We start from the raw sequence: 25,724 nt of genomic DNA, 5'->3' as shown, positions 1-25,724 counted from the left end.
CCGATCTGGAGTGCTTCGCGTACTTCGTCGGGGGTGTAGGGCTGGTGTCCGTCGAAGCCGTTGAGGGCGATGACGAAGGGGAGTCCGCTGTTCTCGAAGTAGTCGACGGCGGGGAAGCAGTCGGCGAGGCGGCGGGTGTCGACGAGGACGACGGCGCCGATGGCGCCGCGGACCAGGTCGTCCCACATGAACCAGAAGCGGTCCTGGCCGGGTGTGCCGAAGAGGTACAGGATCAGGTCCTGGTCCAGGGTGATGCGTCCGAAGTCCATGGCCACCGTCGTGGTGGTCTTGTCCCCGGTGTGGGTCAGGTCGTCGATGCCCGCCGAGGCGGACGTCATCACGGCTTCGGTGCGCAGCGGGTTGATCTCCGAAACGGCACCGACAAACGTGGTCTTACCCACGCCGAAGCCGCCCGCCACCACGATCTTCGCCGAGGTGGTGGAGCGGCCCGTACCGCCGCTAGAGCTTGCGAAGTCCACTGAGCACCCTTTCGAGCAGTGTCACATCCGGCGCGCCGCCGGCCTCTCCGTTGCCCGGCTGGTGGATGGCCACCATGCCGGCTTCCGCCAGGTCCGCCACCAGGATCCGGGCGACGCCGAGCGGCATCGACAGCAGCGCCGACACCTCCGCCACCGACTTGACCTCACGGCAGAGGTGGCAGATCCGCTGGTGCTCGGGGAGCAGGGTCCCCAGGTGCGCGGGGTCTGCCGTCGTGCTGACCAGTGCCTCTATCGCGAGCTGGTAGCGCGGCCGGGTCCGGCCGCCGGTCATGGCATAAGGACGAACCAGCGGCTGGTCGCCTTCACCGTCGTACGACGCGTGGTGCAGTGCGCCGTACGGATCGGATGAGGCGGGTGGCGGGGTCATGAATCCTCCGGGCGTGACAGCAGGTTCTCGGCTTGCCGTCTGCAAGGGGCCGGTGAGGGGACTAAGGCGGCCTGACGGGTGAGGGTTATGGGCATTACCTGGGGGGATCGTGTTGTGAATCCGCTGGATGGCCGCCTAGTGGAGCAGACTTCCTTGGAGTTCGGCGCGGAGGTCGGGCGTGAGGACGGTGCCCGCACGGTCGACCAGGAGGGCCATTTCGTACCCGACCAGACCGATGTCGGCGTCCGGGTGGGCCAGAACGGCCAGTGACGAACCGTCGGAGATGGACATGAGGAAGAGGAATCCCCTCTCCATCTCCACAACCGTCTGACTGACGGCGCCGCCCTCGAAGATCCGGGACGCACCCGCGGTCAGCGAGGTGAGCCCCGACGCGACCGCCGCGAGCTGGTCGGCGCGGTCGCGCGGGAAACCTTCGGACATCGCCAGCAGCAGGCCATCCGCGGAGACCACCACCGTGTGGGAAACGCCTGGGGTGTTGTCCACGAAGTTGGTGATCAGCCAGTTCAGATTCTGCGCGGCCTGACTCATGGGGCTCAACTAACGCTCCTGCTGGTGAGTGGGGCCGAGATGGATACTGCCGGTCTGCGGGCCGTTGTTGGCCTGCCGACCCTGCTGGATGCCCCGGCGGAGATTGGTCAGACGACCGCGCACGTCATCGGGCGCGCGCGAAACCTGTGGTCCGGACTGGTGATTCTGCTGCTGTGCGGTCCCCGGAACCAAATTGGCGCGGGGGACACGGCGTGGCAGCCCGGAAGTGGTGACCCCGCCGGCGGCGGGCTTCTTGACCCGTTCGGCCTGGCGTACGAGCTCGTCGTTGGGTGAGGCCCGCCACGAGCTGGTGACCGAGGGGTCGGCCGCACCACGCCGAGGCATGGGCGGGACCGGCACATCGGAGGAGTCCGGAGCGGCCGGCGCCTGCGGTTCGGCGGGCGGCTGCTGGCCGCCCTGGCCCGGACCGTGGAACCAGTTCGTCTCCAGGGTGTCGTACAGCGGCGTACGGCCGTCCCCGGGCCCGGCCGGCGGCAGGGCCTCCGGCTGCTGGGGCTGGAGCGGCAGCGCGGGACGGTACGGCGGGGCCTCGCCGGCCGGGGAGGCGGACGGCAGCGGCGCGCCGAAGTCGTTGCCCTCCGCACCGCGCTGACGCGGCGCGGGCAGCTGCTGACCCTGGTCGTACTGCCCCTGGCCCAGCTGGTTCTGACCGAGCTGGTTCTGGCCCAGCTGGTTCTGGTCCGGCTGCTGCGGGACACCGAAGTCGGGCCGAGCGAACTGCGCGGTACTCGCCGGGTCCTGGCCCTGCGGAGCGCCCTGCGGATACGACGGGTCCTGGGGAGCCCCCGGCGCCGAGAAGTCGGGCCGGGCGAACTCGGAGGTGGCGCCGGGGCCCTGGCGGTCGTCCGACGGCCGCTGGTTCAGCGGGGCGTTGAACGACCGGTCCTGGCCGAGGTCCGCCGGACGGGCGAACTGCCCGGTCGCGTCGTGCTCCTCGTGACCGCGCGGCGTGTCCGCGCCCCAGCTGGGGGTCGTCGGCCGCTGCGGCTGGGGGTTGCCCCCGGGCAGCTCCGCACGCGGTCCACCGGGCGGCGGCAGCTGACGGCCGGGGCCGCCGGACTGCGGGAAGCCGCCCTGGTCGGGGCCGCTCCGCTCCTGACGGCCCTGGGGCTGCGCTCCGGGGCCCTGCTGGTTCTGCTGCGCTCCCGGGCCCTGCTGGTTCTGCTGGTTCGACTGGTTCTGCCAGCCGGACGGGTTCTGCTGGTTCGGCGGTGCGAACTGACCCGGGCGCCCGTTCTGCCCGGGGGAGGGCGGAGCGCCGTGCCCGAACAGGTTGGTCGCGTCACCGCGGCCCGGGGCCTCGCCCTGCGGGCCACCCTGGCCGCCGCGGGCGCCGAGCCGGGCGCTGTTGCCGAAGGCGCCGGAGAGGCCGCCGCCCTGGCGCTGGGGCGCCGGACCCTGACCGGGGAAGTCCTGGCCGGGTCCGCCGTTGTTCGGCTGGCCGCCGCCCTGAGGGCCCTGCGGACGGCCGGCCCCGGTGTCCCGGGCCGGCAGCGCCGCCCGGGGACCCGCGCCCGCGCCGACCTGGCCGCGCTGGGCGCCCGGTCCACCGCCGAGGCTCTTGGCGCCCGGACCGGCGGGCCCGCCGCCCAGGCCCGCGCGCTGACCGTTGCCGGCGCCGTTCCCGTTGCCCGCGAGCAGACCGCCCGGGGCGCCGGGCTGCTGTCCGGGGCCCTGCTTGGACGGGGGCTGCTTGCCGCCGTGCGCGACGTCGACGGGCAGCATGACCAGTGCGGTCGTACCGCCGGAGTCGGAGGGGCGCAGCTGGATCCGGATGCCGTGACGCAGCGACAGCCGGCCGACCACGAACAGACCCATGCGGCGGGAGACGGAGACGTCCACGGTGGGCGGCTGCGCGAGCCGCTCGTTGATCGCGGCGAGGTCCTCGGGGGAGAGGCCGATGCCGGTGTCGTGGATCTCGACGAGCACCCGGCCGTCGGGCAGCGCGTGACCGGTGACCTTGACCTTCGTCTGCGGCGAGGGGAACGACGTCGCGTTCTCCAGCAGCTCGGCGAGCAGGTGCACGAGGTCGTTGACGACCCGGCCGGCGACCTCGGTGGCGGGCACCGCGGTCAGCTCGATGCGCTCGTACTGCTCCACCTCGGAGGCGGCGGCGCGGAGCACGTCGACCAGCGGGACGGGCCGGGTCCACCGGCGTCCCGGCTCCTCGCCCGCGAGGACGAGGAGGTTCTCGCCGTTACGGCGCATACGGGTCGCGAGGTGGTCGAGCTTGAAGAGCGAGGACAGCTGGTCCGGGTCGGCCTCGCGGGACTCCAGCTCGGAGATGAGCGAGAGCTGGCGCTGGATGAGGCCCTGGGAGCGGCGCGAGAGGTTGGTGAACATCGCGTTGACGTTGCCCCGGAGGAGGGCCTGCTCGGCGGCGAGGCGGACGGCCTCGCGGTGCACGTCGTCGAAGGCCGCGGCCACCTGGCCGATCTCGTCCCGGGAGTGCACGCCGACGGACTCGACGGAGGTGTCGACGTCCTGCGGGTCGGTCTCGGAGAGCTGCTTGACGAGCTCGGGCAGCCGGTCCTGGGCGACCCGGGTGGCGGTGTCCTGCAGACGCCGCAGCGAACGGATCATGGAGCGGGCCACCACGAAGGCGCCGACGAGCGAGACGCCGAGCACGATGAGGATGACCGCGCCGTTGATGATCGCCTCGCGCTGGGAGGCCTGGCGCAGCTCGCGGGCCTTGGCCTCCATGTCGCTGAGGAGGGTGGCCTCGATCGTCTCCATGGCCTTGATCTTGATGGTGCTCTGGTCGTACCAGTCCAGGTACGACCGGACCTGCTTGCCCTCGATCCCGTTCGTGGTGTCCAGGATCCGCTTGGCGTACATGTTCCCGGCGTTGATCTCCGGGTTGCCGTTGTCCAGGGGCGCCATGAGCTCCTCGGCGCTCTCCCCGGTCGTCCCGTAGATCGTCTTGAACGAGGTGAGGGCCCGGGACTCCTTGGCGAGCGCGTTGGAGCCGAACTGCCGGTCGTTCGGGTTGAGGTGCGGCTCCTTGACCGAACCGCCCGGCAGGGCCGCGGCGATGACCGCGCGCTGGACCGAGGCGTACTCCTTGGCGGAGGAGAACGCCGCCAGGGCCCGGGTCCGCTTGATCATGTCCGGGTTGCTGGTCGCCTGCGCCATGTCCTGCGAGAGGCTCAGCAGCGAGGTGATCAGCTGGTTGTACTGGTCGATGGTGTTGAGGCTCGGCGCGCCCTCTTCGTACGCCGTCTTGCGGATCGTACGGATGGTGCCGAGCTGGGAGGCGATCTGCGAGATGCTCGCGTGGATGCTGTCGAGCGCCTCGTCGCCCTCGGAGTCACCGATCGAGTCGGTCCCGTCGAGGAAGGCGTCCTTGGCCCGGTCGGTCTTGTCCCGGGGCCCGGTGACCTTGTAGTCGGTGGGCTTGGACTTGTTGGACAGCGGACCGGCCGACTGGTCGCGTTCCACCTGCAGCGCCTGGGCGAGCGAGGTCGCCTGCTTGGTCATCCTGGTCAGCAGCTGCATGTGCTGCAGCTGCTGGCTGTCGTTCATGGACTCGTTGATCCGCAGACCGCCCAGGCTGGTCGCGGCGACCACGGGGAGGGCGAGGAGCGAGACCAGTCGCGTGCTGATGCGCCAGTTACGGAGCGCTATGCGCGAACCCGTGTCGACCGGGCCGCGCGGTTGTGCCGGCGTGTTCGGCTCCGCGCCGCCGCTCGTCGTGGAGCCCGGGCCCTGCGCGCGGTCGCTGTTGTCGCCGGCAGCGGCCGGCCCGGGGTTCTGGGCGTGCTGGGGCGAGGAACCGCGGTCGGTCCCGCCGCGCGGCTCCTGTTCCGCCGGAGCGCTGCCATCCCTCTTGAAACGTCCCTGCACTAGCGTCGCAACCTCTGGACCAGGCGTCCCGCCCGCGTGTGCGGACAAGAACGGTGTCGGCGTCGTGGGGCGCTGGACGCGCCCCATGGGTGGTCGTATGAGTGACCGGCGTACTTCCCCCTCCCGCCGCCACTCGGCGCTGCGTAGCGCCCCTGCGCGCCGGCCTGAAACCCGCGGCGGTGCGTGGAATTCCAGCACAGTGCAGGATCTCCAACAAGGGCCGCGTACCGGGCTGTGACCTGCGTGACACGTTGTGATGGGCAGGTAACAAGCAGTGGAGAGTGATCATGGGTAAAGCGGACTATTGCGGAGGACTCACCTAGGGGAGGGGGGTGTCCCAGACGCGATGATCAGGAGCGGAATGGTGGATTCAGTCATGCATTGTCCGTTTTGTGGATCAAGGTCAGCTGTCCGTAATGGGTCAATTGTCGATTAGTTCGTGAGCAAACTCACATGATGATCGCCGTCTCATCCCGGCTCCGGCGGGGAATCGGATGTTTAGCCTGACGCTTTACAGGGATGGCGAATCCGACAAGCCGGCGCCGCGACGAGCGACGCCCTCACCGACAGGGTCCTGACGGCAGATGAAGACGACGACGATGTTCCGCAACATTGCCAACCCCCGGCGCACCACGCTGGCGCACCTCAAGGACGCCGAAGCGCTGCGGACGCCCCCCCAGCCGGAGCACGCCGCCGACCTCCCGACCGTGACGGCCAACCCGCGCCGCACCATCCTGATGGAAGCCCCGGCCACGGCCGCCCAGTAGGGCCCCCAGTGCGCGCGGCTGTCCCCCCTCATCGGCGTTAGCCTGGAGCGTCAGTCTTCAGTCAGCCAGCAAGTGAGGGGCGACAGCATCCCGTGCGCATCGCCAGGTTCTCCATCGACGGCAATGTCGCCTTCGGCGCCGTCGAGGGGCAGGGCACCGTGGAATCCGGTGACCTCGTCCTCGACATCATCAAGGGCATTCCGTACGCCGACTTCGAGCTCTCGGGCACCAAGGTCCCGCTGAGCAAGGTCCGGCTGCTGCCCCCCGTGCTCCCCAACAAGGTCGTGGCCATCGGCCGCAACTACGCGGAGCACGCCGCCGAACTCGGCCACGAGGTCCCCGACGCGCCGATCACCTTCTTCAAGCCCACCACCTCGGTGATCGGCTCCGGCGACGCGATCGAGTACCCCTCCTTCTCCAACGAGCTGCACCACGAGGCCGAGCTGGCCGTGGTCATCGGCCGTATGTGCCGCGAGGTCCCCCGCGAGCGGGTCAAGGACGTCATCCTCGGCTACACCTGCGCCAACGACGTCACCGCCCGCGACGTTCAGCAGCGCGAGAAGCAGTGGGCCCGCGCCAAGGGTTTCGACACCTCCTGCCCGCTGGGCCCCTGGGTGGAGACCGAGGTGGACCCCCACGACCTCACCATCCAGGCGACGGTCAACGGCGAGCAGCGGCAGCTCGGCCGCACCAGCGACATGGTCCGCTCCATCGAGGACCTGATCGTCCACATCACGGAGGCCATGACGCTGCTCCCGGGCGACGTGATCCTCACGGGCACCCCCGCGGGGGTCGGCCCCCTGCACATCGGCGACGAGGTCGCCGTCACCATCGAAGGCATCGGCACTCTCACCAACAAGGTGATCAAGCGTGGTTAACGCACCAGTCCGTGTACGTTTCTGTCCCTCCCCGACCGGTAACCCCCACGTGGGCCTGGTCCGGACGGCGCTCTTCAACTGGGCCTTCGCCCGGCACCACCAGGGCGCCCTGGTCTTCCGGATCGAGGACACCGACGCGGCGCGCGACTCCGAGGAGTCCTACCAGCAGCTGCTCGACTCGATGCGCTGGCTGGGCCTGGACTGGGACGAGGGCCCCGAGACCGGCGGCCCGCACGCCCCCTACCGCCAGTCGCAGCGGATGGACCTGTACAAGGACGTCGCCGAGAAGCTGCTCGCCGCCGGGTACGCCTACCCCTGCTACTGCACCACCGAGGAGCTGGACACCCGCCGCGACGCCGCCCGCGCCGCCGGGAAGCCATCCGGCTACGACGGCCACTGCCGCGACCTCTCCGCCGAGCAGAAGAGCGCGTACGAGGCCGAGGGCCGCAGCTCGATCGTCCGCTTCCGGATGCCCGACGAGGCCATCACCTTCACCGACCTGGTCCGCGGCGACATCACCGTCCAGCCGGAGAACGTCCCGGACTACGGCATCGTCCGCGCCAACGGGGCCCCGCTCTACACGCTGGTCAACCCGGTCGACGACGCGCTGATGGAGATCACCCACGTCCTGCGCGGCGAGGACCTGCTCTCCTCCACCCCGCGCCAGATCGCCCTGTACCGGGCGCTCATCGAGCTGGGCATCGCCAAGGACACCCCCGCCTTCGGTCACCTGCCGTACGTCATGGGCGAGGGCAACAAGAAGCTCTCCAAGCGTGACCCGCAGGCCTCGCTCAACCTCTACCGCGAGCGCGGCTTCCTCCCCGAGGGGCTGCTGAACTACCTCTCGCTGCTGGGCTGGTCGATCGCCGAGGACCGCGACATCTTCTCGATGGACGAGCTGGTCGCCGCGTTCGACATCAAGGACGTCAACGCCAACCCGGCCCGCTTCGACCTCAAGAAGTGCGAGCACATCAACGCCGAGCACATCCGCATGCTGGACGTGAAGGCCTTCACCGAGGCCTGCGGCCCCTGGCTGCGGGCCCCCTTCGCCCCCTGGGCCCCGGAGGCGTTCGACGCGGAGAAGTGGACGCGGATCGCCCCGTACGCCCAGACCCGGGTCACGGTGCTCTCCGACATCACGGACAACGTCGACTTCCTCTTCCTCGACGAGCCGGTGGAGGACGAGGCGTCCTGGACCAAGGCGATGAAGGGCGACCCGGCGGCCCTGCTCACCACGGCCCGCGCCAACCTGGAAGCGGCCGACTGGAGCGACCCGGAGTCCCTGAAGAACGCCGTCCTCACCGCCGGCGAGGCCCACGGCCTCAAGCTCGGCAAGGCGCAGGCCCCGGTCCGCGTCGCCGTCACCGGCCGCACCGTCGGCCTGCCGCTCTTCGAGTCCCTGGAGATCCTGGGCCGCGACAAGAGCCTGGCCCGCGTGGACGCCGCGCTGGCGAAGCTGACCGCGTAAGCGACAGGACACCCCGAGGAGGGCCGCAGCCGACCGGCTGCTGCCCTCCTCGGCTTTTCCGCCTCCACGGCCCCTGGCATGCGGCTACCGTGAGATCCATGCCGATCCGCGCCGTGCTCTGGGACATCGACGACACGATCTTCGACTACGCGCATGCCGACCGCATCGGTATGCGGCAGCACCTGGAGCGTGAGGGGCTGCCCGAGGGGTACGCCACGGTGGAGGTGGCCCTCGACGCCTGGAAGGCGCTGAGCGTTCGGCACTGGACCCGGATGACCGCCGGTGAGACCGACTTCCGAGGGCAGCGGCGGGACCGGGTGCGGGAGTTCCTCTCCCGCGATCTGGAGGATGCCGAGGCCGAGGCGTGGTTCGGCCGTCACGCCGCCCACTACGAGGCCGCCTGGACGCTCTTCCCGGACGTCCTGCCGGTGCTCGACCTGCTGGCCCGCGACTACCGCCACGGAATCCTGTCCAACGCCAACACCGACCACCAGCACCACAAGCTCACCGCGCTCGGCATCCGGGACCGCTTCGAAGCGATGGTCTGCGCGGTCGAGCTGGGGATCTCCAAGCCGGAGGCCGGCGCCTTCCACGCGGCCTGCGAGGCGCTCGCACTGGAGCCGCACGAGGTGGCGTACGTCGGCAACGAGCCCGACATCGACGCCGGTGGAGCCGTCGCCGCCGGGCTGACCGGCATCTGGCTCGACCGGCGGAGCAGCGGCGGGAGGCCGGATCTCGTGACGATCACCGGGCTCGACCAGCTCCCCGGTCTACTGGCGGGCAATACCCGTTTTGGAGCGCCGGACACCTTCGGGTAATGTTCTTTCTGCGCCGCCCGAGCGGGCCGAAAGATCCGGCCGGGAAGCGCAGACAGAGATGAATCCCCACCAGGGGTTGCATTTCAGTGGGCTATGGTGTAATTGGCAACACTACGGTTTCTGGTACCGTCATTCTAGGTTCGAGTCCTGGTAGCCCAGCGCAAGACCAAGCAGTACGAGCAAGATCAGCAGGACAAGCCCCCGTTGTGTAGCGGCCTAGCACGCTGCCCTCTCACGGCAGTAGCGCCGGTTCGAATCCGGTCGGGGGTACAGATCCTTCCCGCGAGAACATCATGGGTCGCACCCATCGCTCTCGATGCAGGATCGCTAGGGCCCCCGTTGTGTAGCGGCCTAGCACGCTGCCCTCTCACGGCAGTAGCGCCGGTTCGAATCCGGTCGGGGGTACTTGTCACACCATGGGCTATGGTGTAATTGGCAACACTACGGTTTCTGGTACCGTCATTCTAGGTTCGAGTCCTGGTAGCCCAGCGCAAGTCAGCAGTAAACACGCCCCCGTTGTGTAGCGGCCTAGCACGCTGCCCTCTCACGGCAGTAGCGCCGGTTCGAATCCGGTCGGGGGTACAACAGAGCGGTACGGGAAGGCCCTTCACCTCGGTGGAGGGCCTTCCTGCTTGTCCCGGAGCGGGATGCCCCGTGCCAAGTCGCCCGCCCGGCGCTGTAGTTGCGCCCTGCGAGGGCTCCCCGGAAAAGGAAAAGGGCCGCCACGACGCTGGGGCGGCCTTCGGGAGATGCGGTCGGGAGGAAGTGGTGCGCGGCGTCAGCCCGTGCGGCGCAGTGCCTCGCTCAGCCGTGCCGCCGAGTCGATGACCGCCTGGGCGTGCATCCGGCCGGGGTGGCGGGTCAGCCGCTCGATCGGCCCGGAGACCGAGACCGCGGCGACCACCCGGTTCGACGGGCCGCGTACCGGCGCCGAGACCGAGGCGACGCCCGGCTCCCGCTCGCCGATGGACTGGGCCCAGCCCCGCCGCCGTACGCCGGAGAGCGCCGTCGCCGTGAACCTGGCGCCCTGGAGGCCCCGGTGCAGACGCTCCGGCTCCTCCCAGGCCATCAGGATCTGGGCGGAGGAACCCGCCTTCATCGTGAGGGTCGAGCCGACCGGCACCGTGTCCCGGAGCCCGGACAGCCGTTCCGCCGCGGCCACGCAGATACGCATGTCGCCCTGCCGGCGGTAGAGCTGCGCGCTCTCGCCGGTGATGTCGCGCAGGTGGGTGAGCACCGGTCCGGCCGTGGCCAGCAGGCGGTCCTCGCCCGCCGCGGCTGCCAGTTCCGACAGCCGGGGGCCGAGAATGAACCGGCCCTGCATGTCCCTCGCCACCATCCGGTGGTGTTCCAGTGCCACGGCCAGTCGATGGGCCGTGGGCCGTGCGAGCCCGGTCGCCGCGACCAGCCCGGCGAGGGTGGCCGGACCGGACTCCAGGGCGCTCAATACCAGAGCTGCCTTGTCGAGAACGCCGACGCCGCTAGAGTTGTCCATACGACGATACTCCCGTCTCACTCTGTGAAACGCAAGTTCAATTTTCGGCGGAAGTTGCGAACCTGTACGGGCGGCCGCACAACGGCTCGTAGCCACCGCCCCGCACGGGGGTCCGGACGGAGGCGCACCGAATCTCTAGTTGGGCCGGCGAAGACGCCGGCCGGAGGGAAAGCGATGGGTAGGACACTCGCGGAGAAGGTCTGGGACGACCATGTCGTCCGACGCGCGGAGGGCGAGCCCGACCTCCTCTTCATCGATCTGCACCTGCTGCACGAGGTGACCAGCCCGCAGGCCTTCGACGGGCTGCGCAAGGCCGGACGTCCGGTGCGGCGCCTCGACCTCACCATCGCCACCGAGGACCACAACACCCCGACCCTCGACATCGACAAGCCGATCGCCGACCCGGTCTCGCGCATCCAGCTGGAGACCCTGCGCAAGAACTGCGCGGACTTCGGCGTCCGGCTGCACCCCCTGGGCGACGTCGAACAGGGCGTGGTGCACGTGGTGGGCCCGCAGCTGGGTCTGACCCAGCCCGGCACCACCGTGGTCTGCGGTGACTCCCACACCTCCACGCACGGCGCGTTCGGCGCCCTGGCGTTCGGCATCGGCACCAGCCAGGTGGAGCACGTCCTCGCCACCCAGACGCTGCCGCTGGCCCGCCCGAAGACCATGGCCATCACGGTCGAGGGCGAACTGCCCGACGAGGTCACCGCGAAGGACCTGATCCTGGCGATCATCGCCCGGATCGGCACCGGCGGCGGCCAGGGCTACATCCTCGAATACCGCGGCTCCGCCATCGAGAAGCTCTCGATGGAGGCCCGGATGACCATCTGCAACATGTCGATCGAGGCCGGCGCCCGCGCGGGCATGATCGCCCCCGACGCCACCACCTTCGACTACCTCAAGGGCCGTGACCACGCCCCCGAGGGCGAGGACTGGGACGCCGCCGTCGCGTACTGGAAGACCCTGCGCTCCGACGACGGCGCGGTGTTCGACGCCGAGGTCGTCATCGACGCCACCGAACTGGCCCCGTTCGTCACCTGGGGTACCAACCCCGGCCAGGGCGCGCCCCTGTCGGCCAACGTCCCCGACCCGGCTTCGTACGAGGACGCCTCGGAGCGCCACGCCGCCGAAAAGGCCCTGGAGTACATGGGGTTGACCGCAGGACAGCCGCTGCGCGACATCAACGTCGACACGGTCTTCGTAGGTTCGTGCACCAACGGCCGGATCGAGGACCTGCGCAACGCGGCCTCGATCCTGGACGGCCGCAAAGTCGCGGACGGCGTACGGATGCTGGTCGTCCCCGGCTCGGTCAGGGTCGCGCTCCAGGCCGTCTCCGAGGGCCTGGACAAGGTGTTCACCGAGGCCGGCGCCGAATGGCGGCACGCGGGTTGTTCGATGTGCCTCGGCATGAACCCCGACCAGCTGGCCCCCGGCGAGCGCTCCGCCTCCACCTCGAACCGCAACTTCGAGGGCCGGCAGGGCAAGGGCGGCCGTACTCACCTGGTCTCGCCCCAGGTCGCCGCCGCCACCGCGGTGCTGGGCCATCTGGCCTCGCCCGCCGACCTGTCCGACGCCCGTACCCCCGCCGGAGTCCGATAGCCATGGAAGCATTCACCACGCACACCGGCCGGGCCGTTCCGCTGCGCCGCAGCAACGTCGACACCGACCAGATCATCCCCGCGCACTGGCTGAAGAAGGTCACCCGCGACGGGTTCGAGGACGGGCTCTTCGAAGCCTGGCGCAAGGACGAGAACTTCGTCCTCAACCGCCCCGAGCGCCAGGGCGCCTCGGTCCTGGTCGCCGGCCCCGACTTCGGTACGGGATCCTCCCGCGAACACGCGGTCTGGGCCCTGCAGAACTACGGCTTCAGGGCCGTCGTCTCCTCCCGCTTCGCCGACATCTTCCGGGGCAACTCGCTGAAGAACGGCCTGCTCACCGTGGTCCTGGAGCAGAAGGTCGTCGACGCCCTCTGGGAGCTGACGGAGGCCGACCCGACCGTCGAGGTGACCGTCGACCTGGAGGCGCGCCAGGTCCGCGCCGAGGGCCTCACCGCCGACTTCGAGCTCGACGAGAACGCCCGCTGGCGACTGCTCAACGGCCTCGACGACATCAGCCTCACCCTTCAGAACGAAGCGGACATCGCCGCGTACGAGGCGGCCAGGCCCGCCTTCAAGCCGCGTACCATTGCCGCCTGAGCAGCGCTTTTCCAGGACTGTGCCCCCTGCCTCCCGGCAGGGGGCACAGTCGCTTGTTGAGACCCCGTCGGGCGACAACTCGCCCCAGATGGCACAATCGGTGCATGGAACGCGACAGCCAACTCAAGCTCTATGGCCAAGTCGCCGACCGATTGAAGGAAGCGCACGCGAAGGTGCGTGCACTGCAAGTCCCGGAGAGCGTACGGATGGCGCTGACCCGGAAGCTGCTGGTCGTTACGGCCGCGGCGAAGCACGATCTCCCGGACGCGGCAAGGCGTCTGGACCGGATGATGAAGGACCTCGATGAGGGCCGATTCCCCGAAGGTGACTGACACGTGGAACTGCGCATCGGTCGACTTCGTTGCGGCACTAGGGTGATTAGCCCGTTTCGTGTTTGATTTGCGGTATATATCTGCCTAACGTGCGAAAAAGCTTGAACACTTTCGTTCTGGCAATGTCTCCGAAGGGGAAGACGTGAACAAGGCGCAGCTCGTAGAAGCGATTGCCGACAAGGTCGGCGGCCGTCAGCAGGCCGCAGACGCTGTCGACGCGGTACTCGACGCGATCGTCCGTGCCGTTGTCGCCGGGGACCGTGTCTCGGTCACCGGCTTCGGCTCGTTCGAGAAGGTCGACCGCCCCGCCCGGTACGCCCGCAACCCGCAGACGGGTGAGCGCGTCCGGGTCAAGAAGACCTCGGTGCCCCGCTTCCGCGCGGGCCAGGGTTTCAAGGACCTGGTGAGCGGCTCGAAGAAGCTTCCCAAGAACGACGTGGCCGTCAAGAAGGCCCCCAAGGGCAGCCTCTCGGGCGGATCCTCCGCCGCCCGTACGACGGTGAAGGCCGCCGCCGCCAAGAAGTCGGCCGCCAAGAAGGCCACCGCGAAGAAGGCCACCGCCAAGAAGGCGACTCCGGCGAAGACCACCGCCGCAGCCAAGAAGGTCACCGCGAAGAAGACCACCGCGACGGCCAAGAAGGCCTCCGCGGCAGCCAAGAAGGCGACTCCGGCGAAGAAGGCCGCGACGACCGCCAAGAAGGCCTCGCCCAGCAAGACCGCGCCCGCCAAGAAGACCACGGCGAAGAAGGCGCCCGCGAAGAAGACCACGGCGCGCACCACCACGGCCAAGAAGGCCACCGCACGCAAGAAGTGAGACCGGGCACCCGCTCGCTCATCACAACGCGCCGGGCCGGGCTCCCCTCCGGGGGAGCCCGGCCCGCGGGCTTTGTGGGTCCCGTTCGGCCCAGCGGTCCCGCTCCGGCCGGGGCGGGGTCAGAACGTCTGCAGCGTCACCAGCGTGATCCGCAGGTCCGCTCCCACACCCTCGCCCTCGATCCGCACCCGCTGCCCCGGACGCAGCAGCAGCAGACCGCCCGCGTCGAAGGCCGTGGCGTCGAAGTCCACCGGGGTGCCGTCGTCCAGCAGCACGCTGCCGCTGCGGGTCTCGGGGTCGTACGTGTACGAGGTCGCCTGCATGGGCGGCAGCCTATCGGTCACGGGACGGGGCGGCAGCGGCCGTGATACGCGCCGTGTGCGGCCCCACCCCCAGGGCCAGGGCGACCCGCAGATCCTCGCCCGTATCCACGTCCCGGCGCACCGAGTCGACGGCGGACAGCGCTATTTCCACCGCCCCCGACGCCAGGTGCCGGGCCCCGGACGGACCACCGAAAGCCGGACGGAATTCCGCACCGCCCGCGGCGGCCAGAAATGTCGTTCCGATTCCCGCCGCGTCCCGGAGAAAAGCGCTGGGAAAAGCGGAAGCAAAATCGAGCACGCGCGCCAATTCGTCGGTGCGCAGTGCCGGCAGATCCGCGTTGAGCGCGGCCACCGCGGCGGCGGGCCGCAGGGCCCGAACGGAGCCTGCGCCGTGCGCGAGCGCGGCGTTGAGCCCGGCCCCCGGAACGTCCGGCACGATCCGCGCCCCGAGCGCCGAAAGAGCCGCCGCGGCCACGGCATCGTCCGTGACGACCACCACATCCCGCACCAGGGGACAGGCCAGCGCCGCGGCCACCGTGTCCTGGGCGAACGCCAGGGCCAGCCGGGGCCGCGCAGCATCGCCCGCCGCTTGCCTCAGGCGGCTCTTGGCCCGTGCGAGCGGCTTCAGCGGAACGACCAGGGACCAGGGCCCGGCCGGATCGGTGTTCGTGGCGATCTCCCCCTCCGTGCGCGTCAGCACTTATTCTCGCCCGCCGGTACGACAACCTGGAGGTCCGCTACCGAACGTGAGGCGTACGGTGTTCTCGACAGAGCAGGGGCCTGGGGCGAGACTTGACCCTCAGTGGCCAGGCCGCACGTCGAAATCCCTAAGGAAGGTGTCCGAGTGTCCCGCCGCAGAATCGGCTTCTGGTACCGCCTGGCGGCGGTCATCGCCAAGCCGCCATTGGTGGTTCTGTTCAAGCGCGACTGGCGGGGGATGGAACACATTCCGGCCGACGGCGGATTCATCACCGCCGTCAATCACAACTCCTATCTGGACCCGCTCTCCTACGGCCACTTCCAGTACAACACCGGGCGGGTGCCGCGGCTCCTGGCGAAGGCCGGCCTCTTCCGCACCCCCTTCGTCGGGATGATGCTGCGCGGCACCGGCCAGATCCCCGTCTACCGCGAGACCACCAACGCCCTGGACGCCTTCCGGGCCGCCGTCGACGCCATCGAGCGCGGCGAGTGCGTCGCCTTCTACCCCGAGGGCACCCTCACCCGCGACCCCGACATGTGGCCGATGGCCGGCAAGACCGGGGCCGCCCGGGTCGCCCTGATGACCAAGGCGCCCGTCATCCCCGTCGCCCAGTGGGGCGCCAACCTCGCGATGCCGCCCTACGCCAAGGAGAACAAGTTCCGGCTGTTCCCCCGCAAGACGCTCCAGGTGCAGGCCGGGCGGCCTGTCGACCTCAGCCGCTTCTACGGTCTGGAGCCGACCCCCGAGGTGCTCCGCGAGGTGACCGAGGTCATCATGGCGGCGGTCACCCGCGAGCTGGAGGACCTGCGCGGCGAGAAAGCCCCCGCCGAGCTCTACGATCACCGCAAAGCCCGTGCTGAACAACGGCGCAGGGCCCAGGGAAAGGGACCCACGTGACGCACCCCGTAAAAGCAGCCGTCTTCGGAACCGGCTCATGGGGTACGGCCTTCGCCGTGATCCTCGCCGACGCGGGCTGCGAGGTCACCCTCTGGGGGCGCCGCGCCGAGGTCGCCGAGACCATCAACACCACCCGCACCAACCCGGACTACCTCCCGGGCATCGCGCTCCCCGACTCCGTCCGCGCCACCACCGACGCCGCCGAGGCCCTGCGCGGCGCGGAGTTCGCGTTCCTCGTCGTGCCCTCCCAGACGCTGCGCGCCAACCTCGCCGACTGGGCCCCGCACCTGGAGCCGGAGACCGTCCTGGTCTCCCTGATGAAGGGCGTCGAGCTGGGGACCGCCGAGCTGATGAGCGAGGTGATCGCGGACGTCACCAAGGTCTCCGCCGACCGCATCGCGGTCGTGTCGGGACCCAACCTGGCCAAGGAGATCGCCGAGCGACGCCCCGCAGCGGCCGTCGTAGCGTGCGCCGACGAGTCCGTCGCCCAGCGCCTCCAGGCCGCCTGCCACACCTCGTACTTCCGTCCGTACACCAACACCGACGTGGTCGGCTGCGAGCTCGGCGGCGCCGTGAAGAACGTCATCGGCCTCGCCGTCGGCATCGCGGACGGCATGGGCCTCGGCGACAACACGAAGGGCTCCCTCATCACCCGGGGCCTCGCCGAGACCACCCGACTGGGCCTGGCCATGGGCGCGGACCCGTTGACGTTCTCCGGACTCGCGGGCCTGGGCGACCTGGTGGCCACCTGCTCCTCGCCCCTCTCGCGCAACCACACCTTCGGCACCAACCTCGGCCGCGGCATGACGCTCCAGGAGACGATCGCCGTCACCAAGCAGACAGCCGAGGGCGTCAAGTCCTGCGAATCGGTCCTCGACCTGGCCCGCAGGCACGGGGTCGACATGCCCATCACCGAGACCGTCGTCTCGATCGTCCACGAAGGCAAGTCCCCGGTCGTCGCCGTCAAGGAGCTGATGTCGCGGAGCGCCAAGGCCGAGCGACGCTGACGTCTCCCTTACCAGCAGGTACGCTCATCGCGATATGAGCAGCGAGAACCTCCCCCAGAGCCCTGAGCGCGCCGAGAGCCCTGTGCCGCAGCGCCGCAAGCCCCGCGTGGCTGTCGTGTTCGGCGGCCGCAGCTCCGAACACGGCATCTCGGTCGTCACGGCCGGCGCCGTCATGAAGGCCATCGACCGGACCAAGTACGACATCCTGCCGATCGGCATCACGACGGACGGCCGCTGGGCGCTCACCGCCGACGAGCCCGAACGCATGGCCATCACCGACCGCCAGGTTCCCGACGTGGACCGGCTCACCGAGTCCGCCGAGGGCAGCGTCGTGCTCTCCGTGGACCCCGGCAGCCGTGAGGTCCTCTACAGCGAACCCGGCTCCGTGCCCAAGGCGCTGGGCGAGGTCGACGTCGTCTTCCCCGTGCTGCACGGCCCGTACGGGGAGGACGGCACCCTCCAGGGGCTCCTCGAACTCTCCGGTGTGCCCTACGTCGGCGCGGGTGTTCTCGCCTCCGCCGTCGGCCAGGACAAGGAGTACATGAAGCGCGTCTTCCTCTCCTTCGGGCTGCCGGTCGGACCGTACGAGGTCGTCCGCCCCCGCGAGTGGGACAACGACCCCGCGGCCGCCCGCAAGCGGATCGTGGACTTCGCCGGCGAGCACGGCTGGCCGCTGTTCATCAAGCCCGCCCGCGGCGGCTCCTCGATGGGCATCACCAAGGTCGACGACCTCACCGGACTCGACGAGGCGATCGAGGAGGCCCGCCGCCACGACCCGAAGTTCCTCGTCGAGTCCCTGCTGCGCGGCCGCGAGATCGAGTGCGGGGTGCTGGAGTTCGAGGACGGCCCGCGCGCCAGCGTGCCCGCCGAGATCCCGCCGGTCACCGCACACGACTTCTACGACTTCGAGGCCAAGTACATCGACTCGGCCGCCGGGCTCGTGCCCGCACCGCTCACCGAGGAGCAGACCGCCGAGGTCCAGCGGCTCGCCGTCGCCGCCTTCGACGCCGTCTCCTGCGAGGGCCTGGTGCGCGCCGACTTCTTCCTCACCGAGGACGGCTCCTTCGTCATCAACGAGATCAACACCCTGCCGGGCTTCACCCCGATCTCCATGTACCCGCGCATGTGGCAGGAGAGCGGCGTCAGCTACCCGGAGCTCGTCGACCGGCTGATCCAGGCCGCGTTGAGCCGCTCCACCGGACTGCGCTGACGAAGCCGGCGGCCCTCAGAACTTGCTCGGTACCGTCTTGGAGACCGGGCCGGCGAACGCGGCCAGCGGCGTGATGTCGTGGGCGTACGTCGAGTCCAGCGTGACCTCGACGTACGCCTTGCGGTACGTGGTGGTGAACCGCGGACCGGAGCCCTCGGGTTCCTCCAGCATCCACCCCACACCGTCCGCCTCGACGCCCTGTGACTGGAGGTCGTCCATCTTGGCGGGCCGGGGGACCCCGCAGCGCAGTACGATCGCCCCGTCCCCCCAGCCGGCGGTCAGCTCCGAATCCGGGGAGGGATCGCTGCGTTCCAGTTCGAGGACGGTCTTCGGCAGTTCCTCGTGCAGGGCCTCGCAGTACGCCGCGGCCTCCGAGGACGGCGTGGGAACCGTGATCGAGGGCCCCGCGTCGCTGAGAGAACAGCCCGCCGCGGCCAGCACGAGCACGGCAGCGGACGGACCGAGGAATATCGAGCGGCGGGAACGGCGAGCGGATGACGTCACCGGCCCAGCCTAGACGGGGGTCAGAGGTGGACGACCGGGCAGGTCAGGGTTCGCGTGATGCCGTCCACCTGCTGCACCTTGGCGACCACCATGCGGCCGAGTTCGTCGACCGTCTCCGCTTGGGCCCGCACGATCACGTCGTACGGACCGGTGACGTCCTCTGCCTGGATGACTCCCGGGATCTTGGAAATGGTCTCGGCGACGAACGACGCCTTGCCCACCTCGGTCTGGATGAGGATGTACGCCTGTACCACGGAACCTCCAGGGCGGCCACGAGGATCATGTGGGGGAAAGGGACGCCACGTTATCGCGTTGCCACGGGCCACGGGGAGACCTACGGGCCGGATGACGTCCACAGCGTGGCGTACAGAGCGCAGAAGTTGACGTACCTCTTGACGGTACCGACAGCACAGACGGCTCGCGACCGGGGGCCCGGACGGGTGTCCGGGGCGATAAAGGAGAGGTGAGACTCGGTGAAGGGAACCGTGGGCGAGTTGGGGGAGTTCGGGCTCATCAGAGAGCTCACGTCCCGGCTCACCACCACTCCGGCGGTACGGCTGGGGCCCGGCGACGACGCCGCGGTCGTGGCCGCGCCCGACCGCAGGGTCGTGGCCAGTACGGACATCCTGCTGGAAGGCCGGCACTTCCGGCGTGACTGGTCGACGGCGTACGACGTCGGCCGCAAGGCCGCCGCCCAGAACCTCGCCGACATCGCGGCCATGGGCGCCGTGCCCACCGCGCTGCTCCTCGGCCTCGTCGTCCCCGCCGACCTCCCCGTCACCTGGGCCGCCGAACTGATGGACGGGCTGCGCGACGAGTGTCAGGTGGCGGGCGCCGCCGTGGTCGGCGGCGACGTGGTCGGCGGTGACACGATCACCGTCGCGATCACCGCCCTCGGCGACCTGCGCAACCACGAGCCGGTCACCCGGGGCGGCGCCCGCCCCGGCGACGTCGTCGCGGTCACCGGCTGGCTCGGCTGGTCCGCCGCCGGGTACGCCGTGCTCTCCCGCGGCTTCCGCTCGCCCCGCGCCTTCGTCGAGGCCCACCGCCGCCCCGAACCGCCGTACCACGCGGGCCCCGCGGCCGCCGGGCTCGGCGCCACCGCGATGACCGACGTCAGCGACGGCCTCGTCGCGGACCTCGGACACATCGCGGAGTCCAGCAAGGTCCGCATCGACCTGCGCTCCGGCCTCATCGACATCCCCTCGCAGATGTCCGACATCGGCCAGGCCGTCGGCGTCGACCCGCTCCAGTGGGTGCTGACCGGGGGAGAGGACCACGCGATCGTGGCGACCTTCCCGCCGGACGTGAAGCTGCCCGCCCGCTGGAAGGTGATCGGCGAGGTCCTCAACCCCTCCGCCCTGCCCCAGGTCACCGTCGACGGCGCGCCCTGGACCAGCAAGGGCGGCTGGGACCACTTCGGCTCCATCGAGGACACCCCGCCCCGCCCGTGAGCCGGGGACCCGCGCGCGGGGGATTAGATTGCTGCGTATGCCCATACGTACCGCTGTACCGCCCCGTGTGCTCACCGTCGCCGGATCAGACTCCGGCGGCGGTGCGGGGATCCAGGCCGATCTGAAGACGATGCTCGCGCTCGGCGTGCACGGCATGAGCGTGCTCACCGCCGTCACCGCACAGAACTCCCTCGGCGTCCAGGGCGCGTGGGAGCTTCCGGTGGACGCCGTACGCGCCCAGTACCGCAGCGTCGTCGACGACATCGGTGTCCAGGCCGTGAAGACCGGGATGCTCTCCTCCGCCGCCCTCGTGGAGACCGTCGCCGAACTCCTGGCCACGACCGACGCCCCCGTCGTCGTCGACCCGGTCGGCGTCTCCAAGCACGGCGACGCGCTGCTCGCCGCCGAAGCCCTCGATTCCGTACGGACGAAGCTGCTGCCCGTCGCCACCGTCGCCACCCCGAACCTCGACGAAGTGGCTCAGCTCACCGGGGTCACGGTCACCGACGAGAGCGGGATGCGCCGGGCCGCCGAGGAGATCCTCGCCTTCGGGCCGCGCTGGGTCGTGATCAAGGGCGGCCACCTGCCCGGTGAGGCGGTGGACCTGCTCACCGACGGGAGCGCGGAACACTGGCTGCGCGCCCCCCGGCACGACAACCGCCACACCCACGGCACCGGCTGCACCCTGGCCTCGGCCATCGCCTCCGGGCTCGCGCTCGGGAAGGACGTGCCCACGGCGGTACGGGACGCGAAGACGTACGTCACCGGCGCAATCGAGGCCGGTTTCCCGCTCGGCGGCGGCATCGGCCCCGTCGACCACGGCTGGCGGACCCGCCCGGCCGCCGGTCCGGCTTCCTGAGCAGTCCTTCCGGCTTCCTGATCAGCCCCTGAGCACAGCAAAAAGCCGGTCCACCGAGGTGGACCGGCTTTTTGGGCAACCGGCAGGCTGCGCTACGACGGGGACGTCAGCGCGCGACCTTGCCGGCCTTGATGCACGAGGTGCAGACGTTGAGCCGCTTCGGCGTCCGACCGACCACTGCACGCACGCGCTGGATGTTGGGATTCCAGCGACGGGACGTACGGCGGTGCGAGTGCGAAATGCTGTTGCCGAAGCTCGGCCCCTTGCCGCAAACGTCGCAGTTGGCAGCCACGGGTCACTCCAAAGACTTCAGATGCACTTACAGTGAAATCCGGCGCGCCGGAATCATTTGACTGAAGTGGCGGTACCGGAGGAATGGCCCGACTCTCATCGGGCAACCGGAGCAGCATACAACGCCTGCTTCGGAGATACGAAACTACCACGGGTCGGTCCCCCGCCCCGCCCGCCCCCTGTCCGGACCGGAACCCCGGCAGGCGGGCTAACCTGCGGTGCAGTCCGTCGCCACGGCCGATCGAGGAGGACCATCGGTGCCGCAGCTCCCCGACGACCTGAACGCCGTCGCGGTGCGCACGTGGTGCTCACTGGCCCTGGAGGCCCTGGGCCGGGAGCGCGCGGAGATCGACGCGATCAACGTCTATCCCATCGCCGACGGGGACACCGGCACCAACCTCTACCTGACCGTCGAGTCCGCCCACGCGGCCGTCGAAGCGGTGTTCGCCGCGCACGAGACCGGAGCCACCGCGCCCGCCACCGCCGACGCCGTACGCGCCATGGCGCACGGCGCCCTGATCGGCGCCCGCGGGAACTCCGGCACGATCCTGGCCCAGCTGCTGCGCGGCATGGCCGGGGTGCTGGCCGACGGCGGCGACGCGGCTCACCTGCGCCTCGCCCTCAGCCGGGCCGCCGACGCCGCCCGCCGGGCCGTCGCCCACCCCGTCGAGGGCACCGTGCTCACCGTCGCCGCCGCTGCCGCCGAGGCCGCTGCCGGGGGCGAGTCCGCCGTGGGCGCTGCCGCCGAGGCCGGTGCCGGGGGCGAGTCCGCCGTGGGCGCTGCCGCCGTGGGCGAGGAACCGGACCTGTGCACCGTCGTGCGGGCCGCGTACGACGGCGCACGCGCGGCCCTCGCGAAGACGCCCGAGCAGCTCGCCGTCCTCGGCCGGGCGGGCGTGGTCGACGCCGGGGGCCGGGGACTGGTCGCGGTGCTGGGCGCGCTGGTGGAGACCGTGACCGGGCAGGCTCCGGCACGGGGGCCCCGCACCGGGCCCGGGAGGGCGCCCGCGCCCGTGGACGGCGGCTCCGTGGTGGGCCTGCCGGTGGGGGGCACCCCGGTGGGGGGAGGCGCTCTGCTGGGGGAGGGGGCGCTCGACTGTCCCGAGGACGGGGGCGCCGGGCCCGCGTTCGAGGTGATCTACCTCCTGGAGGCCCGTGACGAGCAGGTGGCCCGGCTGCGCACCCGGCTCGACGCGCTGGGCGACTCCCTGGTCGTGGTGGGAGGCGACGGGCTCTGGCACGTCCACGTCCACGTCGACGACGCCGGGGCGGCCGTGGAGGCGGGCGTCGAGGCCGGGCGGCCGTACCGCATCCGGATCACCCACTTCGCCACCGAGAGCGGCCACGACCTCCGCGCCCAGGCAGAGCCCACCCAGCGCGCCGTCGTCGTCGTGGTCCCCGGCGACGGACTGGCCGGGCTCTGCACCGAGGCCGGCGCCACCACCGTGATCGCCCGCCCCGGCGAACCGCCCGCCAGCGGCGAACTGGTCGACGCCATCCGTCGCGCCCACGCCCGTGAGGTGGTGCTGCTGCCCAATGACGCGACCCTGCGCCACACCGCCGCCGCGGCCGCCGAACAGGCCAGGAGCGAGGGGGTCCGGGTCGCCCTCGTCCCCACCCGGGCCGCCGTCCAGGGCATCGCCGCCCTCGCCGTCCACGAGCCCGACCGGGGATTCGACGAGGACGTGGTCGCCATGACCGCCGCCGCCGGCGCCACCCGCTACGCCGAACTGGCCGTCGCGGAGCGCCAGTCGTGGACCATGGCCGGGATCTGCCAGGCCGGGGACATCCTCGGCCTGATCGACGGCGACGTGGCCGTGATCGGCGCCGACGTCGCGGCCACCGCCCGTACCGTCCTCGACCGGATGCTGGCGGCGGGCGGCGAGCTGGTTACCCTCGTCCTCGGCGAGGACGTCCCCGACTCGCTGGCCGACGCGCTGGAGGAACACGTGCGCGAGGGCTACCTCGCCGTGGACACCGTCGTCTACCGGGGCGGGCACCAGCGCGCCCCCCTGCTGATCGGCGTCGAGTAGCCGGGAATCCGCGGCACGGTCGCGTCCGGCGGACAGCTGTCAGTGCCGTGGTGTGCAATGGATCGCGTGTCCTCGTTCGATGAACCCCTCAAGAAGCTGCTCGGCGGAGCCACCGCGAAGGTGATGGCCGAACACCTCGACCTGCACACGGTCGGTGATCTGCTGCACCACTACCCGCGGCGGTACGAGGAGCGCGGCAAGCTGACCGCGCTGGCCGACCTCCCGCTGGACGAGCACGTCACGGTGCTCGCCCAGGTCGCCGACGCCAGGATCCTGATGTTCAACAACGGCCGGGGCAAACGCCTGGAGGTCACCCTGACCGACGGCAGCGGCCGCCTCCAGCTGGTCTTCTTCGGCCACGGCGTCCACAAACCGCACAAGGAGCTGCTCCCCGGCCGCCAGGCGATGTTCGCGGGCAAGGTCTCCGTCTTCAACCGAAAGATGCAACTCGCCCACCCCACGTACCAACTGCTCGACGCCTCCGACGCCGACGAGGCGACCGAGGCCGTGGACGCCTTCGCCGGGCGGCTGCTGCCGATCTACCCCGCCTGCAAGCAGCTCGACTCCTGGCGGATCGCCAAGGCCGTCGACGCCGTACTGCCCAGCGCGCGGGAGGCGGTGGACCCGCTGCCCGCCTCCCTGCGCGAGGGCCGGGGCTTCACCTCACTGCCCGAGGCGCTGCTGAAGGCGCACCGCCCGCAGACGAAGGCGGACGTGGAGGACGCCAGGGCCCGGCTCAAGTGGGACGAGGCGTTCGTCCTCCAGGTCGCCCTGGCCCGCCGCCGGTACGCCGACACCCAACTGCCCGCCGTCGCCCGCCGCCCCGCCCCGGACGGCTTGCTGGACGCCTTCGACGCCAAGCTGCCCTTCACCCTCACCGAGGGCCAGGAGAAGGTCAGCAAGGAGATCTTCGACGACCTGGCCACCGAGCACCCGATGCACCGCCTCCTCCAGGGAGAGGTGGGCAGCGGGAAGACGATGGTGGCGCTGCGGGCCATGCTCACCGTGGTCGACGCCGGCGGCCAGGCCGCGATGCTCGCCCCCACCGAGGTCCTCGCCCAGCAGCACCACCGCTCGATCACCGAGATGATGGGCGAGCTGGCCGAGGGCGGCATGCTGGGAGGCTCCGACCGGGGCACCAAGGTCGTCCTGCTCACCGGCTCCATGGGCATGGCGGCCCGCCGTCAGGCCCTGCTCGACCTGGTCACCGGCGAGGCGGGCATCGTCATCGGCACCCACGCCCTCATCGAGGACAAGGTCCAGTTCCACGACCTCGGCCTGGTCGTGGTCGACGAGCAGCACCGCTTCGGCGTGGAACAGCGCGACGCCCTGCGCTCCAAGGGCAAGCAGCCGCCCCACCTTCTCGTCATGACCGCCACCCCCATCCCCCGTACGGTCGCGATGACGGTCTTCGGCGACCTGGAGACCTCCGTCCTGGACCAGCTCCCGGCCGGCCGCTCCCCGATCGCCAGCCACGTCGTCCCCGCCAAGGACAAGCCGCACTTCCTCAGCCGCGCCTGGGAACGCGTCCGCGAGGAGGTCGAGAACGGCCACCAGGCGTACGTGGTCTGCCCCCGCATCGGCGACGACGCGGAAGAGGCCGAGGGGAAGGGCGGGAAGAAGGCGCAGGCCAAGAAGCAGGCCGCCGACGAGGACCCCGAGAAGCGGCCGCCGCTCGCCGTGCTGGAGATCGCCGACGAACTGCGCAAGGGCGCGCTGGCCGGACTGGGCGTCGAGGTGCTGCACGGCCGCATGCACCCCGACGAGAAGGACGACGTCATGCGCCGCTTCGCCGCCGGGGACGTCGACGTCCTGGTCGCCACCACCGTCATCGAGGTCGGGGTCAACGTCCCCAACGCCACCGCCATGGTGATCATGGACGCCGACCGCTTCGGCGTCTCCCAGCTCCACCAACTCCGCGGCCGTGTCGGCCGTGGCTCCGCCCCCGGCCTCTGCCTGCTGGTCAGCGAGGCCCACGAGGCGAGCCCCGCCCGCGCCCGGCTCTCCGCCGTCGCCGCCACCCTCGACGGCTTCGAGCTCTCCCGCATCGACCTGGAGCAGCGCCGCGAGGGCGACGTGCTGGGCCAGGCCCAGTCCGGAGTGCGCTCGTCGCTGCGGATGCTCACCGTCATCGACGACGAGGAGGTGATCGTCGCCGCCCGCGAGGAGGCCGCCCGGATCGTCGCCGCCGACCCCGAGCTGGAGCACCTGCCGGAGCTGCGCACGGTGCTGGCCGCCCTCCTGGACAAGGACCGCGAGGAGTATCTCGACAAGGGGTGAGGGCGCGGGGCGTGCTGCCGGTCGGGCCGGTGCGGGCCGCACGCCATATCGTGGACGCACGGCACGCGCACAGCGTGATACCGACCGCCGACGGCCCCGTGCGCCGTACGCCC

General features: G+C 70.7%; 25 protein-coding genes and 5 tRNA genes. 20 read left to right on the top strand and 10 right to left on the bottom strand.

Translation table 11 applies throughout. The features are described from left to right. The 4 genes from D581_RS0129720 to D581_RS0129705 all read right to left on the bottom strand — a co-directional run. Nucleotides 1-479: ATP/GTP-binding protein (locus D581_RS0129720; RefSeq protein ID WP_078625961.1), on the bottom strand; the 479-nt coding region annotated here is incomplete at its 3' end. Then, entirely contained in the window at nt 460-867 is a 408-nt protein-coding gene (locus tag D581_RS0129715) for a DUF742 domain-containing protein (RefSeq protein WP_020679255.1), read from the bottom strand. The genes D581_RS0129720 and D581_RS0129715, both read right to left, overlap by 20 nt. Nucleotides 868-1,002: 135 nt before the next feature. Continuing rightward, nucleotides 1,003-1,416: a roadblock/LC7 domain-containing protein gene (locus D581_RS0129710; RefSeq protein WP_006127850.1), complete on the bottom strand. Its 414-nt coding sequence runs from the start codon at nt 1,414-1,416 to the stop codon at nt 1,003-1,005. Nucleotides 1,417-1,425: 9 nt separating this feature from the next. Continuing rightward, nucleotides 1,426-5,283, bottom strand: a complete 3,858-nt coding sequence (locus D581_RS0129705; protein WP_018960774.1) for a sensor histidine kinase — start codon at nt 5,281-5,283, stop codon at nt 1,426-1,428. Between the two features lie 584 nt (nt 5,284-5,867). On the opposite strand from D581_RS0129705, the gene D581_RS0129700 reads away from it, so the two are divergent. The 9 genes from D581_RS0129700 to D581_RS0129660 all read left to right on the top strand — a co-directional run bounded on the left by D581_RS0129700 (nt 5,868) and on the right by D581_RS0129660 (nt 9,796). Next, nucleotides 5,868-6,050 carry a hypothetical protein gene (locus tag D581_RS0129700; RefSeq protein ID WP_018960773.1) on the top strand — a complete coding sequence of 61 codons (183 nt, stop codon included), beginning with the start codon at nt 5,868-5,870 and terminating at the stop codon, nt 6,048-6,050. A gap of 92 nt (nt 6,051-6,142) precedes the next feature. Continuing rightward, entirely contained in the window at nt 6,143-6,928 is a 786-nt protein-coding gene (locus D581_RS0129695) for a fumarylacetoacetate hydrolase family protein (RefSeq protein WP_018960772.1), read from the top strand. Then, nucleotides 6,921-8,396, top strand: a complete 1,476-nt coding sequence (gene gltX, locus D581_RS0129690; RefSeq protein ID WP_051114656.1) for a glutamate--tRNA ligase — start codon at nt 6,921-6,923, stop codon at nt 8,394-8,396. Before D581_RS0129695 ends, gltX begins: the two co-directional genes overlap by 8 nt. A gap of 98 nt (nt 8,397-8,494) precedes the next feature. Beyond that, on the top strand, nt 8,495-9,214 hold the full coding sequence (locus tag D581_RS0129685) for an HAD family hydrolase (RefSeq protein WP_018960770.1): 720 nt from the start codon (nt 8,495-8,497) through the stop codon (nt 9,212-9,214). Nucleotides 9,215-9,301: 87 nt separating this feature from the next. Then, a tRNA-Gln gene (locus D581_RS0129680) sits at nt 9,302-9,373 on the top strand. Nucleotides 9,374-9,411: 38 nt separating this feature from the next. Beyond that, nucleotides 9,412-9,484, top strand: a tRNA-Glu gene (locus tag D581_RS0129675). A gap of 62 nt (nt 9,485-9,546) precedes the next feature. Then, nucleotides 9,547-9,619 (top strand) — tRNA-Glu (locus D581_RS0129670). A 12-nt stretch (nt 9,620-9,631) separates the two neighbouring features. After that, a tRNA-Gln gene (locus tag D581_RS0129665) sits at nt 9,632-9,703 on the top strand. Nucleotides 9,704-9,723: 20 nt separating this feature from the next. Then, nucleotides 9,724-9,796 (top strand) — tRNA-Glu (locus tag D581_RS0129660). Nucleotides 9,797-9,992: 196 nt separating this feature from the next. Here D581_RS0129660 and ndgR read toward each other — a convergent pair. Beyond that, nucleotides 9,993-10,709 carry an IclR family transcriptional regulator NdgR gene (gene ndgR / locus D581_RS0129655; protein ID WP_003966003.1) on the bottom strand — a complete coding sequence of 239 codons (717 nt, stop codon included), beginning with the start codon at nt 10,707-10,709 and terminating at the stop codon, nt 9,993-9,995. Between the two features lie 174 nt (nt 10,710-10,883). Here ndgR and leuC point away from each other — a divergent pair, with 174 nt between their 5' ends. From leuC to D581_RS0129635, 4 genes are all read left to right on the top strand, one after another. Further along, nucleotides 10,884-12,311 (top strand): 3-isopropylmalate dehydratase large subunit, encoded by a 1,428-nt coding sequence (gene leuC / locus D581_RS0129650; protein WP_018960769.1) that lies wholly within the window; start codon nt 10,884-10,886, stop codon nt 12,309-12,311. A 2-nt stretch (nt 12,312-12,313) separates the two neighbouring features. Continuing rightward, nucleotides 12,314-12,907 (top strand): 3-isopropylmalate dehydratase small subunit, encoded by a 594-nt coding sequence (leuD, locus tag D581_RS0129645; protein ID WP_018960768.1) that lies wholly within the window; start codon nt 12,314-12,316, stop codon nt 12,905-12,907. Between the two features lie 104 nt (nt 12,908-13,011). Next, on the top strand, nt 13,012-13,239 hold the full coding sequence (locus D581_RS0129640) for an SCO5555 family protein (RefSeq protein WP_026291031.1): 228 nt from the start codon (nt 13,012-13,014) through the stop codon (nt 13,237-13,239). Between the two features lie 142 nt (nt 13,240-13,381). Then, nucleotides 13,382-14,053 (top strand): HU family DNA-binding protein, encoded by a 672-nt coding sequence (locus D581_RS0129635; protein WP_018960766.1) that lies wholly within the window; start codon nt 13,382-13,384, stop codon nt 14,051-14,053. 119 nt (nt 14,054-14,172) lie between these two features. On the opposite strand, the gene D581_RS1000000141735 is transcribed toward D581_RS0129635, so the two are convergent. Together D581_RS1000000141735 and cofC are read right to left on the bottom strand one after the other, a co-directional pair. Further along, entirely contained in the window at nt 14,173-14,376 is a 204-nt protein-coding gene (locus tag D581_RS1000000141735; protein WP_018960765.1) for a hypothetical protein, read from the bottom strand. A 10-nt stretch (nt 14,377-14,386) separates the two neighbouring features. Beyond that, nucleotides 14,387-15,073, bottom strand: a complete 687-nt coding sequence (gene cofC / locus D581_RS0129625; protein WP_026291030.1) for a 2-phospho-L-lactate guanylyltransferase — start codon at nt 15,071-15,073, stop codon at nt 14,387-14,389. A 147-nt stretch (nt 15,074-15,220) separates the two neighbouring features. Here cofC and D581_RS0129620 point away from each other — a divergent pair, with 147 nt between their 5' ends. From D581_RS0129620 to D581_RS0129610, 3 genes are read left to right on the top strand one after another with little or no spacing between them, the layout of a single operon-like run. Next, nucleotides 15,221-15,973, top strand: a complete 753-nt coding sequence (locus tag D581_RS0129620) for a lysophospholipid acyltransferase family protein (protein WP_018960763.1) — start codon at nt 15,221-15,223, stop codon at nt 15,971-15,973. Then, nucleotides 15,970-16,980: an NAD(P)H-dependent glycerol-3-phosphate dehydrogenase gene (locus D581_RS0129615; protein WP_018960762.1), complete on the top strand. Its 1,011-nt coding sequence runs from the start codon at nt 15,970-15,972 to the stop codon at nt 16,978-16,980. The genes D581_RS0129620 and D581_RS0129615 overlap by 4 nt, the downstream gene beginning before the upstream one ends. A 34-nt stretch (nt 16,981-17,014) precedes the next feature. After that, nucleotides 17,015-18,190 carry a D-alanine--D-alanine ligase family protein gene (locus tag D581_RS0129610; RefSeq protein WP_026291029.1) on the top strand — a complete coding sequence of 392 codons (1,176 nt, stop codon included), beginning with the start codon at nt 17,015-17,017 and terminating at the stop codon, nt 18,188-18,190. Nucleotides 18,191-18,205: 15 nt separating this feature from the next. Here the strand turns inward: D581_RS0129610 and D581_RS0129605 are convergent, their stop codons facing one another. Next, a complete protein-coding gene (locus D581_RS0129605; protein ID WP_026291028.1) occupies nt 18,206-18,694 on the bottom strand; it encodes a DUF3515 domain-containing protein in 489 nt (162 codons plus the stop codon). A gap of 20 nt (nt 18,695-18,714) precedes the next feature. Then, complete coding sequence (locus tag D581_RS0129600) at nt 18,715-18,948, bottom strand: Lrp/AsnC family transcriptional regulator (RefSeq protein ID WP_018960759.1); 234 nt, start codon at nt 18,946-18,948, stop codon at nt 18,715-18,717. Between the two features lie 219 nt (nt 18,949-19,167). Here D581_RS0129600 and D581_RS0129595 point away from each other — a divergent pair, with 219 nt between their 5' ends. Both D581_RS0129595 and thiD read left to right on the top strand, forming a co-directional pair. Next, nucleotides 19,168-20,148, top strand: coding sequence for a thiamine-phosphate kinase (locus D581_RS0129595; RefSeq protein WP_018960758.1), 981 nt, complete (start codon nt 19,168-19,170; stop codon nt 20,146-20,148). Between the two features lie 37 nt (nt 20,149-20,185). Further along, on the top strand, nt 20,186-21,007 hold the full coding sequence (gene thiD / locus D581_RS0129590) for a bifunctional hydroxymethylpyrimidine kinase/phosphomethylpyrimidine kinase (protein ID WP_026291027.1): 822 nt from the start codon (nt 20,186-20,188) through the stop codon (nt 21,005-21,007). A gap of 106 nt (nt 21,008-21,113) precedes the next feature. Here the strand turns inward: thiD and rpmB are convergent, their stop codons facing one another. Then, the gene (rpmB, locus tag D581_RS1000000140200; protein WP_003965989.1) at nt 21,114-21,299 is read right to left on the bottom strand and encodes a 50S ribosomal protein L28; all 186 of its coding nucleotides are present in this window, start codon (nt 21,297-21,299) and stop codon (nt 21,114-21,116) included. Between the two features lie 256 nt (nt 21,300-21,555). Between rpmB and D581_RS0129585 the strand changes: the two genes are divergently transcribed. Together D581_RS0129585 and recG are read left to right on the top strand one after the other, a co-directional pair. After that, nucleotides 21,556-23,331 carry a DAK2 domain-containing protein gene (locus D581_RS0129585; protein WP_018960756.1) on the top strand — a complete coding sequence of 592 codons (1,776 nt, stop codon included), beginning with the start codon at nt 21,556-21,558 and terminating at the stop codon, nt 23,329-23,331. A 57-nt stretch (nt 23,332-23,388) separates the two neighbouring features. After that, nucleotides 23,389-25,611 (top strand): ATP-dependent DNA helicase RecG, encoded by a 2,223-nt coding sequence (gene recG / locus D581_RS0129580; RefSeq protein WP_199787848.1) that lies wholly within the window; start codon nt 23,389-23,391, stop codon nt 25,609-25,611. The last annotated feature ends 113 nt before the right edge of the window (nt 25,612-25,724 follow it).

Source organism: Streptomyces sp. CNB091 (assembly GCF_000377965.1).
Note: the sequence above shows the minus strand (reverse complement) of the source record. Positions and strands in the feature narration are given on the sequence as shown.